This window comes from Sphingobium sp. 3R8, from assembly GCF_020166615.1.
Lineage (GTDB): Bacteria > Pseudomonadota > Alphaproteobacteria > Sphingomonadales > Sphingomonadaceae > Sphingobium > Sphingobium bisphenolicum.
This window is the reverse complement of the sequence record NZ_JAIQXR010000008.1, coordinates 55,587-67,120: the sequence shown is the minus strand read 5'-3', so window position 1 is coordinate 67,120 and position 11,534 is coordinate 55,587. Positions and strand designations below refer to the sequence as shown.

At 65.8% G+C, this 11,534-nt stretch carries 13 protein-coding genes; 2 read left to right on the top strand and 11 right to left on the bottom strand.

Going from position 1 to position 11,534, the window contains the following annotated elements; genetic code table 11:
* Window positions 1-15: 15 nt before the first annotated feature.
* From K9B33_RS09685 to K9B33_RS09650, 8 genes are all read right to left on the bottom strand, one after another.
* Window positions 16-1,470 (bottom strand): UDP-N-acetylmuramoyl-L-alanyl-D-glutamate--2,6-diaminopimelate ligase, encoded by a 1,455-nt coding sequence (locus K9B33_RS09685; RefSeq protein WP_224548526.1) that lies wholly within the window; start codon window positions 1,468-1,470, stop codon window positions 16-18.
* The gene (locus tag K9B33_RS09680) at window positions 1,470-3,173 is read right to left on the bottom strand and encodes a peptidoglycan D,D-transpeptidase FtsI family protein (protein WP_224548388.1); all 1,704 of its coding nucleotides are present in this window, start codon (window positions 3,171-3,173) and stop codon (window positions 1,470-1,472) included. The genes K9B33_RS09685 and K9B33_RS09680 overlap by 1 nt, the downstream gene beginning before the upstream one ends.
* Entirely contained in the window at window positions 3,173-3,823 is a 651-nt protein-coding gene (locus K9B33_RS09675) for a colicin transporter (RefSeq protein WP_224548387.1), read from the bottom strand. Before K9B33_RS09675 ends, K9B33_RS09680 begins: the two co-directional genes overlap by 1 nt.
* Entirely contained in the window at window positions 3,820-4,767 is a 948-nt protein-coding gene (rsmH, locus tag K9B33_RS09670) for a 16S rRNA (cytosine(1402)-N(4))-methyltransferase RsmH (RefSeq protein WP_224548386.1), read from the bottom strand. Before rsmH ends, K9B33_RS09675 begins: the two co-directional genes overlap by 4 nt.
* A complete protein-coding gene (locus K9B33_RS09665; protein ID WP_224548385.1) occupies window positions 4,764-5,261 on the bottom strand; it encodes a division/cell wall cluster transcriptional repressor MraZ in 498 nt (165 codons plus the stop codon). Before K9B33_RS09665 ends, rsmH begins: the two co-directional genes overlap by 4 nt.
* A gap of 185 nt (window positions 5,262-5,446) precedes the next feature.
* Complete coding sequence (locus K9B33_RS09660; protein WP_224548384.1) at window positions 5,447-6,703, bottom strand: GldG family protein; 1,257 nt, start codon at window positions 6,701-6,703, stop codon at window positions 5,447-5,449.
* A gap of 29 nt (window positions 6,704-6,732) precedes the next feature.
* A complete protein-coding gene (locus K9B33_RS09655) occupies window positions 6,733-7,044 on the bottom strand; it encodes a hypothetical protein (RefSeq protein WP_315975815.1) in 312 nt (103 codons plus the stop codon).
* A gap of 41 nt (window positions 7,045-7,085) precedes the next feature.
* Window positions 7,086-8,081, bottom strand: a complete 996-nt coding sequence (locus tag K9B33_RS09650; protein ID WP_224548382.1) for a cysteine synthase A — start codon at window positions 8,079-8,081, stop codon at window positions 7,086-7,088.
* A gap of 218 nt (window positions 8,082-8,299) precedes the next feature.
* Between K9B33_RS09650 and K9B33_RS09645 the strand changes: the two genes are divergently transcribed.
* Together K9B33_RS09645 and K9B33_RS09640 are read left to right on the top strand one after the other, a co-directional pair.
* Complete coding sequence (locus K9B33_RS09645) at window positions 8,300-9,271, top strand: cell wall hydrolase (RefSeq protein WP_224548381.1); 972 nt, start codon at window positions 8,300-8,302, stop codon at window positions 9,269-9,271.
* 364 nt (window positions 9,272-9,635) lie between these two features.
* The gene (locus K9B33_RS09640; protein ID WP_056683165.1) at window positions 9,636-9,764 is read left to right on the top strand and encodes an entericidin A/B family lipoprotein; all 129 of its coding nucleotides are present in this window, start codon (window positions 9,636-9,638) and stop codon (window positions 9,762-9,764) included.
* Window positions 9,765-10,016: 252 nt separating this feature from the next.
* On the opposite strand, the gene tatC is transcribed toward K9B33_RS09640, so the two are convergent.
* Genes tatC through K9B33_RS09625 form a run of 3 tightly spaced genes read right to left on the bottom strand, consistent with a single transcriptional unit; the run spans window position 10,017 to window position 11,518 of the window.
* On the bottom strand, window positions 10,017-10,796 hold the full coding sequence (tatC, locus tag K9B33_RS09635; RefSeq protein ID WP_224548380.1) for a twin-arginine translocase subunit TatC: 780 nt from the start codon (window positions 10,794-10,796) through the stop codon (window positions 10,017-10,019).
* Window positions 10,793-11,239 carry a Sec-independent protein translocase protein TatB gene (gene tatB, locus K9B33_RS09630; protein ID WP_224548379.1) on the bottom strand — a complete coding sequence of 149 codons (447 nt, stop codon included), beginning with the start codon at window positions 11,237-11,239 and terminating at the stop codon, window positions 10,793-10,795. Before tatB ends, tatC begins: the two co-directional genes overlap by 4 nt.
* Window positions 11,240-11,266: 27 nt before the next feature.
* Complete coding sequence (locus K9B33_RS09625; RefSeq protein WP_224548377.1) at window positions 11,267-11,518, bottom strand: twin-arginine translocase TatA/TatE family subunit; 252 nt, start codon at window positions 11,516-11,518, stop codon at window positions 11,267-11,269.
* Window positions 11,519-11,534 lie beyond the last annotated feature (16 nt).

Genomic DNA, 11,534 nt, shown 5'->3' with positions numbered 1-11,534 from the left:
TAGGGGGGTTAAGCATCAACCCGCGCACTCCCCCGCCACGGTGACGTCATCGAAGGGCAGCACGCGGTCGCCGATGATCTGGCCCTGCTCATGCCCCTTGCCCGCCAGCAGGACGATGTCGTCCGCGCCGGCCATGGCGATCGCGGCGGCGATCGCGGCGCGGCGGCCGCCCATTTCCTGCGCCTCCGGTGCGCCGGCCAGCACGGCGGCGCGGATGGCGGAGGGTTCTTCGGAGCGTGGATTGTCGTCGGTCACGATGACATGGTCGGACAGTTCCGCCGCGACCTTGCCCATCAACGGGCGCTTGCCCGCATCACGATCGCCGCCCGCGCCGAACAGGGTGATGAGCTTGCCGCGCGTATGCGGGCGCAGCGCCTCGATCGCGGCCTTCAGCCCGTCGGGCGTATGGGCATAATCGACATAGACGGGTGCCCCCGCCTTGCTGATGACGGCGCGTTCAAGGCGTCCGCGCACCGGCTGGACCCGGCCGAGCAGTTCCAGCACCTTGGCCGTGTCTCCGCCGGTCGCGATGATGAGGCCCGCAGCGGTAAGGGCGTTGGCGGCCTGATAAGCACCGATCAGCGGCAGGTTGACCTTATAAATCTTGCCATCCGCTTCGATCTCCAGCGCCTGGCCCAACTGGGTCGGGGTGCGGTTGACCAGGCGCAGCGCCTGTCCCTGCACCCCGACGCTCAGCACACGAAGCCCCCGCTTCGTAGCCCGCGCGATGACCTTGTCCGACCAGCCATCGTCCGCCCAGACGACCGCCGCGCCATCCGCCGAAACGACTTCATCGAACAGCCGCATCTTGGCGTCGAAATAGCGATCCATGTCGCCATGATAGTCGAGATGGTCGCGCGACAGGTTGGTGAAGGCCCCCGCCATTACCGGCAGCCCTTCTGTGCGATACTGGTCCAGCCCATGGCTAGACGCCTCGAACGCGGCATGGGTGATGCCCTCGCGGCGCAGGCCCGACATATTGGCGAGGAAGGTGACGATGTCCGGCGTGGTAAGGCCGGTCGACACCTGATCGACCGCGGTGGTGACGCCCAGCGTGCCGATCGATGCGGACTTATGCCCCATCATCCGCCATAGCTGGCGCGCGAGCTCGACCGTGCTGGTCTTGCCGTTTGTGCCGGTGACGGCGACGGTTACGTCCGGGAACGGCGCGAAATAGCGCGCCGCCATCAGCGCCAGCAGGCGGCGGGGATTGGCGTGGGCGATGTGGATCGCGCCGTCGACCTTCGCCTCCGGCCGGGCGACCACGGCGACGGCGCCCGCCTTTACGGCGTCGGCGATATAATCCTCGCCATTGACGCGCAGCCCCTGGAACGCGCCGAAGACGGTGCCGGGCGCGACCTTGCGATTGTCGATGGCGAAACCGGTCACCGACGAATCGAGGCCGGCACCCGCGCCAGCCTCACCCGATATCGCAGCGTCCAGACCGTCGACCAGCGAGCCAAGGCGCATCATTCTTTCTCCTTGTCGCCGTGCAGCAACGGCATCAGGTCGGAAATATCGACGTCGCGGCTCTCGTCCGGCAATACGCCCAGCATCGGACCGGTGCGCTCAACCACCCGCTTCACCACCGGCGCGGCGGTCCAGGCCGCCGTGCGCAGGCCATATTGCCCCGTCGCCTCGTCCATGATCGCGACGACGACATAGCGGGGATTGTCCATCGGGAAGGCAGAAGCGAAAGTCGTCACCAGCGAAGTCTTGTTATAGCGCCCCTCTTGAGGCTTTTCGGCGGAACCCGTCTTGCCGCCCACCCGGAATCCCTTGGCGTCGGCGCTTCGTCCTGTACCCGCCGACACGATCATCCGCAACAGTTGCCGCATCCGCGCGCTGGTGGCGGCGGAAAAGACGCGGCGTCCCTCCGGCACTTCGTCGGGGCTGAGCTTGCGCACGGTCGCGGGGCGCCAGATGCCGCCATTGACCAAAGCGGCATAGGCGGCCGCCAGATGCAGTGGCGTGACCGCAATGCCATGGCCATAGGCCGTCGTCATGCTGGTGATCCGGCCCCAGCTTGACGGCCAGATGCCCTTGGCGCGCTCGTTGAACTCGATCGGCGCGCGCTGGTCGAAGTCCAGGCTGCGGAACATCTTCTGGAGCGGCGCCGCGCCCATTTCGTCGGCGATCCGTGCCGTGCCGATATTGGAACTGTGAACCAGGATTTCCGGCACGTTGATCCAGCGGCCCATCGCATGGTCGTCCTTGATGCGAAAGCCCGCGACCGCAAGCGGCGCGGTGGCGTCGTACCGCTTGCTCATCGACGTCACCACGCCCGCGTCCATCGCTGCGGCGATCGACAGCGGCTTGAACGAGGAACCCAGTTCGTAGCGCGCCTGCACCATATGGTTGCAGAGCGGCGATTCGCTGCACGTCTTGCCCGCATAATTTTGCAGCTTGTTGGGATCGAAGACGGGGATCGACGCCATGGCGATGATCTCGCCGGTATTGGCGTCCATGATGATGCCGCCCGCGCCCTTGGCCCGCGTCTGTACCAATTGCGCATAGAGTTCGCTTTCCAGCGCGCCCTGCACCCGGCTGTCGATCGACACGGCGAAGGGCTTGCCGCGCTGCGCGGCGTCGGTCAGCCGGTCGTTGAACGCGGCCTCCACCCCCATGCCGCCCACGCCATCGGCATTGGGCGCGAAGCCCAGCACATGCGCCGCGAGCGTGCGCTGCGGATAGAGCCGCTCCTTCTCCCGCGGAAATTCGATGCCGATCTCGCCCAGCGCGTTCACTGCGGCCACCTGTTCGGGCAGCGCGCGGCGGCGCAGATAGGCCCAGCCGCGCCCACGCAGCTTCTTGTAGAAGGCCGCCTCGGGTTCATCGGGAAAGATTTCGTGCAGCTTGCGCGCCAGTTCGGCCGGCTCGCCGATCAGCTTGGACGGGCGGACCGCCACCGAATAGGCGTCCATGGTGCGCGCCAGCGGCACGCCGTTGCGATCGACGATGTCGGCGCGTGCAGGCAGGAAGGCGGACAGACTGCCGTCGCCCGTCGCCCCATGCGCAAAAATGCCGACCCAGGCGAGTCGGCCGATCAGGATGGAGGTGATAGCCAGGAACAGGATCAGCAGCAGCATCAGCCGGTTGTGGGCGATGGCGGTCAGGTTGACCCGCTGCCGCCCCGCCCGTTCCCCGCCTGGCTGGACAATGATTGTGGCCATCAGCGCGCCTCCCTGCGCTTCTCGCGCGCCGCCTTGGCGCTGAGATCGCCCAGCGTGCTGTCGTCCAGCAGCTTGGCGTCGAGCATCGCCATCCGCTCCGCCTTGCGCGCGATCGGATTGGGCTTGGTCACATCGGCGTCAACCTTGGCCTGCTGCGCCGGGGTGCGGGGCGCAGGCTTGGGCAGCTTGTCGACGGCATCGGCGGCATGGGCCTCCCGGATCACGGCGATATCGCTGCGAATCTGGGTCGCAGCCGGGCTTTCGGGCGCCTTTTGCGGCGCGGACGGCAGGTCGGCGGCGGTCTGGACCATCGCCACCATCACCGGCGGCGCGACATAGTCGGGACCATTGGGCTGGACGCCGTCCAGATGCGCCAGCGCCCGCTCGCCGCCCAGATATTGCTGCGCGCTGGGCGTCGCATACATGAAGTCATGCTGGTTCCAGCTTTCGAGCTGGCGCATCGAGGCGCGCGCGCTGAATTCCGTTTCCAGATAGCGAATGTCGCCCTTCGCCCCCGCAATCTGCGCACGCACCTTCATCAACTCGTTGCGCTCGGTCGCGACCTTGAGCGACACCATGTAGGCGCCCAGCGCGCCCAGTGCGACCAGGATCACCCAGATCAGGCTCTGCAACCTCTTGACGGCGATCATGAGCGGGCACTCCGGGGAGACGAGGAAACGGGGGCGGATGTACGGACGGCGGCACGCAGGGTGGCCGATCGGGCGCGGGGGTTGCGCACCAGCTCCGCGTCACCCGGACGCACCGCCTTGGCCGGCTTGGCGAAGGTCGGCTGCGGCCCGGCCGCGCGTTCGGGCAGATGTCTGGACCCCGCCCCCTCGCCGCCGCTGCGCTTGCGCAGGAACTGCTTGACGATTCGATCTTCCAGACTGTGGAAGGTGACGATCGCGAGGCGGCCGCCCTCCTCCAGCAGTTCCTCGGCCGCGTCGAGTGCCAGTTCCAGCTCTTCCAGTTCGCGGTTCACATGGATGCGGATCGCCTGGAAGGTGCGGGTGGCCGGGTCTTTCTTGTCATGCGGCTTGTGCCCCAGCGCGCGGCGGACCACGGCCGCAAGCTGGCCGGTGCGCTCCAGCGGGCGCGCATCGACGATCGCATGGGCGACCCGGCGCGACCGCGGCTCGTCGCCATAGCGATAGATGACGTTGGCGATATCCTCTTCCGACGCGCTGTTGAGGAAATCGGCGGCGCTCATGCCGTCCTGACTCATCGTCATGCTGAGCGGGCCGTCCGACTGAAAGGAAAAGCCCCGCTCGGCGCGGTCGAGCTGCATCGACGACACGCCGATGTCGAGCGTGATGCCAGACACCTTGTCGATGCCGCGCTCCGCCAGCAATTCCGCCATGCGCGAAAATTCGCCCGCGATTAGCGTGATGCCATGGGCGTCGGCGACCGCCTGCCCTTCGCGGATCGCATCGGGGTCGCGATCGAAGGCAAAGACCTGCGCGCCGGCACGGGCCATGGCGCTGCTGTAGCCGCCCGCGCCGAAGGTGCCGTCGACATGGATCTCGCCGGGGGCGATGGCGAGGGCGTCCAGCACTTCGTCGATCAGGACGGGGATGTGGGGCGCGTCGCTCATCTGGCCGCCCCTTCCGCACGCGCGTCGATCCAGCGCCGCACCTTGTTGCGGATCAAAGCCGGGCGATCGGGGCTTTCGACCAGCGCTTCGGGCTTCCAGACCTGGAAATAGCGACCCACGCCATAGAAGAAGATCGCGTCGGTGATGCCGGCTTCATCCTTGATATCAGGGTGCAGGAAGAAACGGCCGGCATCGTCGAAATTGACGTCCTCGATCGTGCCGAGGCGGTTTTCGCGTTCCAGATCGGCGTTGAAATCGCGCCCGGCCTCATAGGCCTGACGTTCCAGCTTTTCGACCTCGTCGAACAGAAACTGCTTGTGGGACAGGCCAAAGCCAGTGGCGCAGCCATTGTCCATATGGATCGACAGGCACAGGCGGTTCTGGCCGCCGCTGGCCTGGGTGACCAGCTTGCGCATCTCCAGGGGCAGCACGAAACGGCCCTTGCCGTCCGCGACGCTGAATGCGTTGCCCGAATAGAGAATGACGTCCGACACGCTGGCAACCGACCCCTTTTATTCGGGGCGCAGGCCGCCTGTCGCCGGAATCATGAGAACACCATCCAGCGCACAGGACAACGCAAAGCCTGACGAACCCCAATGCCGATTTACCTATCAAGCATAGGGGGCGACTGCAATGGGAAAGCATGGGTAGTGATGGGAAAAGACGGTGAAATACGGGACTAACTGGAATTGTTATCTTTCCCGCTGCCATCTTCTCCTTTTGTTCCGGGGGCCGGACCCCGCCTTTCTAGGCGGAGCAGGATCGCGCCCACTATCGCCCATATCGTCCCAGCCAGGAGCGCCCAGCGGATCGCGCGGGTGACGTCCTGCGCCTCCCGCATCCAGCGCCGGTCGCCGGGAATGGACGCCCCACCCAGCCACTGAACGACAAGGGCGGGCGTGTCGGCCACCCAATGGCGCGGGTCGAGCGGATCGGCGGGATCGGCGAGCCACAGCCGGTCGTCGAGCGGATCGGCGTCGCCCAGCAGCAGCACCGCGCCCTTGCCGATGCGCTTGCGCTGCATCAGGGCGTCTCCCGACCGCCCGGCGCCCGACAGGGTGATGAGCGGGCCGTCGGGCAGGAAATGCCGGATTTCCGCCTGATCCACTACGCCCGGCGGCGCGAACCCCCAATGGTCGAGCAGCGCGCCCAGCAGGCTGGCGGACGGTGCGCGGCGGCGATCGCCCAGCGGCAGGTCGGACGGCCAGCGCAGTAGCGGATCGGCCAGCACCAGCGCCGTGCCGCCCACCCCCACCCATTTGTCGATCGCGACCAGTTGCGCGGGCGTCAGCGCGCGCGGCTGGGCCAGCAGGAGTCGCCGTGCGCCCGATGCCCTGAGCTGAACCGGATCGTCGATCGGGATCACGGTGAAGCGGGTGCGCAGGAGCTTGACGATGGGCGCGTCCTGTGGCCCCGCCTCGTTCCAGAAGAGCGGCAAGCCAGCGATGACGGCTAGCCTTGGACGATCCGGTACGGGCTGCAACGGTTGAGCGGGACCGCGCCAGAGGAGCAGCGCCGCCAGGACGAGGAAAATCATGCCCAGGCCCGTTCGCTTCGAGCCCAGTCGAGACGTGTTCGCGCCAGGCTTCTCGCCTTCGCTCGAAGCGAACGGGAAGTGGCGCAGCGTCGCCCCGCCAAAAACGGCCAGCAGCGCCACGGCCAGCAATCCCAGCGCCGCCATGTCATCCGGCGCGCGTCCTGCGGCCACCGTGCAGAAGAGCAGCGCCATCCCGACGCCACCCATCCCCACCCAGGTCAGCATCGCCGGGCCGCGCCGCGCCAGCAGCAGGCCCGCGCCCGCCAGCAGCAACGCCATCGGCAGGCCCCAGTCCCAAGGATCGGTCTGCCCGGTCAGCCAGGCGCGCCAAAGGCCGATCAGGACAATCGCCAGCGGCGGCAGCCAAAGCCACAGGAATCGTTTCAGCCCCGCCATCATCGGCGGCGATCCCGGCCCGGCTGCATCGCTCAGCGCTGCTGCTGCGCGGGGTCGCGGTCCATGGGCTTGCGGATATTGGGATCGGGCTGAAGGTCGGGCACGATCGGCGCCTGTTCCGGCGCGGGCTGCACGCCCAGCTCGGCCAGCGGATCGCGCGGCGACACGGCATTGCCGTTCGTGCTGAGCGTCGGCACCACCGGCGGCGGCAGCGCGGCATCGTCCATCCGCGCCTTTTCGATGACGATATTGGCCAGGCCCACCAGCAGCACCACACCCGCCAGACCGGTCAGGCCGATCTGGACGCGCTGTAACCCTTCCTGTCGGCGGGGCGTTTCAGCCATGGTGACGCTCTGGACCTCTTCGCCGCGACCCGTGTCGGCGGTCATGCAGTCTGCGCGAGCCAGGGGAATACCGTCAAGCCCTTAGATTCCAGCCACTGCCGGTTGTAGAGGGTCGACAGATAGCGGAAGCCGGTGTCGCACAGGATGGTCGCAATCCGCTTGCCCGGCCCCAGCTCCCGCGCGAGCGCCACCGCGCCCGCGACGTTGATGCCCGAAGACAGGCCCAGGCACAGCCCTTCCTCGCTCAGCAGGCGGCGCACCCACTCCATGCCGTCCGCGTCGGAAATGCGGAACTGCGTGTCGATCGGCGCACCTTCCAGATTGGCGGTAATCCGCCCCTGGCCGATCCCCTCGGCCACCGACGACCCTTCGGACTTCAATTCGCCCGTCGCATAATAGCTGTAGAGCGCGGCGCCATGCGGATCGCTGAGCGCGATGGTGATCGCCTCATCCTTGGCTTTCAGGCCCAGGCCCACGCCCGCGATCGTGCCGCCGGTGCCGGCCGCGCAGGTGAAGCCGTCAATCCGGCCGTCCATCTGGGTCCAGATTTCCTCAGCCGTGCCGACGATATGCGCCTTGCGGTTGGCGATATTGTCGAACTGGTTGGCCCAGATCGCCCCTTCCGTCTCTTCGGCCAGTCGGCGGGACGTATGGACGAAATGGCCGGGGTTGGAATAGGGGGCGGCCGGCACCGTGACCAGCTCCGCACCGAGCGCGCGCAGCGTGTCCATCTTCTCGCGGCTCTGGGTTTCGGGCATGACGATGATCGTCTTGTAGCCCTTCGCATTGGCGACCAGCGCCAGGCCGATGCCGGTATTGCCCGCCGTCCCCTCGACGATGGTGCCACCGGGCTGGAGCAGCCCCTTTGCCTCGGCATCGTTGACGATGAACAGCGCCGCCCGGTCCTTGACCGAGGCACCGGGATTGGCGAATTCGCACTTGGCGAAAATGTCGCAGCCCGTCTCTTGCGAAGGGCCGGCGAGGCGCACCATCGGCGTGTTGCCGATCAATGCGAGACTATTGGGTTGAAGCAGCATGACACCCGCATAGCGGAGCGGGCGCGACTTTGCCAAGCAAGGGAATGATGCCGACGCGAAAGCGGCCATTTCATCGCCCCGTCAATCTTTGCCCGGTTAATCTTTTCACCCTCCGGCGTCCCATCGCGGCACAGGCCAAATGCATAGAGGAAAGGAAAAGAAAATTGGGCTAAGGGCGCGTTGGGCGACATGGGGTCGCGCGACGACTAGGGCTTGGCATGGGTTTTCTTGCGCAGTTGCAGGGGTGGAAGGGCCATGGCGCGATCGCCCTGATCGCGCTGCTGCTGCTCGTCGCGCCGCGCCTGATCACCGCCGCGCCGCTCGACATGCTGGATGGCGAACAGAGCCGGTCGCTGGCCGATCCGGCCGAAGATTCGGGCGCGAACTTCCCCGGCTCCGCCTTTTTCTATGCCGAAGGCGCGTTCGATCCGGTGCCCGGCGTCGCCACGGTGCAGAGCGAACATGTGCTGGGCCTGGACGAAGCCAAGGCCGCGCCCGCCATGGTCTTTCGCGGCCTCACTGGCCTCGACAGCTATCGCGCACTCAACTGCCTGACCTCCGCCGTCTATTATGAAGCCGCCAACGAACCCGATGACGGCCAGCGCGCGGTGGCGCAGGTGGTGCTGAACCGCGTGCGCAGCCCGCTCTGGCCCAATACGGTCTGCGGCGTCGTCTATCAGGGGTCGGAACGCACCGACTATAAATGCCAGTTCACATTCAGTTGCGACGGCGCGATGGCCCGGATGCCGGCCGCCGCCGCCTGGGTCCGGGCGCGGCGCGTGGCGGGAGACGCACTGGCGGGCAAGGTCTATGCCCCCGTTGGCCTCGCCACCCATTATCACACGCTGGCGGTACGCCCCCTATGGTCCTCCAGCCTGCAGGCCGTGGCGGTGATCGGCGCGCATATCTTCTATCGCAATCCCGGCTTCAACGGCACGGCCGCCGCCTTTTCGGACCCTTATCTTGGGCGCGAGACGATTTCGGGACCGGCGCGCACCAGTTGGCCCGCGCGCCCGGTGCAGCCGGTCGAGATGCTGGCGACACCCTATACGCCGCCCGCCCCGACCCCGGCGCCGGCCGCGCCGCGCACCGGCTGGACGCCCGCACCGTCGCTCCAGCCCGCCGATGACGGCCTGCCGGAATCCACCATCCGGCCGGAATATCGCAACAGCGGCCGCCCACTCATTTGACGTATGTTTTTGCCCGAAACGCCACTTTCTTGCGGTTAACGATCCGGTGATCATCGAAGTGACTGGAAAAAAGCATATTAAAAAATGCTTTTTTCGGCGCCGAACGGGAACCGATTTGCGCGATGGCGGGTTCTACATTCCGGATAGCAAATCTTTTGCCCCCCGCTCTTGCTATCCAAAAAATATGAGCCCGGATCGCTTCCCCCCCCCCGACGCGTTCCGGGCTCAGAATTTTTCCGGGGCTTTCCCCTTTGAAATCATTATTCTTTTCGCCTGCGGAACGTATCCGTGCAGCGCGGGTTCTTGCTTCGTCACTGCGATGGCGTCGCCATCCGGTCACAGATTTTGACGAGGAGATTTTCCGATGACGAAGAAGATTCTGGCCGCCGTGCTGCTCACCGGATCGCTCATGGTTGCCGCGTGCAACACGGTCGAAGGCGCAGGCCGCGACGTGCAGAGCGCTGGCAAGGCCGTGGAAAAATCCGCGAACTAAGGGTCGCGCAGACTTTCGGTTTACTACCCCGCTCCCTAGCATGGCCCGCCCGTCAAACGGCGGGCCTTTTTTTGGGGTGGAGATGAGGTGGAATAATGGGTTTGGGCCACCTCTTAAGCATCGTCACCCTGAACTTGTTTCAGGGTCCATTTGTCCAAATGGGACAAGGCTTTTGGCGCACCATGGATGCTGAAACACGTTCAGCATGACGAAGTGAAATGTCGGCAATCCGCCAGACAACCCAGCACCGGCTCAGGCCGAGGCCTCCTCCGCCGCTTCCACTTTCGCCGCCCTGCGATCGGTAAACCAGATCGCGACGATGGTGATTTCATAAAGCAGCAGCAGCGGGATCGCGAGCATCAGCTGCGACACCACATCGGGCGGCGTCAACACGGCGGCCAGGATGAACGCCGCAACGATCATGTAGCGGCGCAACCCGATCAGTTGCGCCCGGGTGACGAAACCGGCGCGATTGAGCAGCATCAGCAGCACCGGCATCAGGAAACTGATCCCAAAGGCCAGGATGAACTGCATGACGAGGCCGAGATAGGCGTCCGCGCTGGGCAGCGCTTCGACCGATAGGCCGCTGCTGTTGCCCTGAAACTCCAGGAAAAAGTGGAAGGCGGTCGGCATCACCACGAAATAGGCGAGGCTCGCGCCCATCGCGAACAGGAAGGGCGTCGCCAGGATGAAAGGCAGCAGCGCCTTCTTTTCCTTGGCATAGAGACCCGGCGCGACGAAGGCCCAGAGCTGGTTGGCGATGATCGGAAAGGACAGGCAGAAGGCGCCGAAGAACGCGATCTTCACCTGCACGAAAAAGGCTTCGTAGAGCTTGGTGTAGACCAGCTTGCCGCCGCCGTCGCCGAACGCTTCCTTGAGCGGATGGACCAGGATCGCAAACAGCTGTTCGGAAAAATAGAAGCAGATCGCCCCGGTCGCCACCAGCGCATAGACGCATTTGAGCAAACGGCCGCGCAGCTCGATCAGATGGTCGAGCAAGGGCGCCTTGCTGTCGTCGATATCCCCGATCATGCCGCTGCGTCACCCTTGTGCGGCGGGGTACCAAGCTCCGCCGACGCCTCCGCTACATAGGGCGGACCGTCCGCCGCCGCGGGCGTCACGGGGGCCGACTCGGCGACGAAAGGCGGCTTTTCGGCCGGCGTTTCCGCCACATAGGGAGGCTTGTCGCCAGCATCCGCTTCGTCCGGCGCCGGCAGCGCTTCGGGCGGGGCGACTTCGGGCGGATGCTCGTCCATGATCCGCTTGTTCTGCGCCGCCCACTTCTTTTCCAGCTCTTCCAGCTCCACTTCGCGCACCATGGCGTCGATGCCGGTGCGGAAATGGCGGGCCATGCCCTGCGCCTTGCCGACGATCTGCCCCACCTTGTACAAGGCGCGCGGCAGATCCTTCGGCCCGATCACGATCACGGCGATGATCACGATCACCAGAAATTCGGACGAATCGATACCAAACATGCGGGACTACCGGCCTGCGCTAGAGGATCAGGCCTTGGTCTTTTCTTCGGACGCCGTCGTCGCACCCGGCGCGTCCTGCTCGGGCACGCGATGGCCTTCCAGGCGCGTCGCGGGCTTGGCCGACGTCACATCGTCGTCGCTGTCGTCGGCCATGCCCTTCTTGAAGCTCTTGATGCCCTTGGCCACATCGCCCATCAGGCCGGAAATACGACCGCCGCCGAACAGCAGCATGACGACCAGGAGCACGATGACCCAGTGCATCAGCGAAAAGGAACCCATTTTTTATACTCCTAGC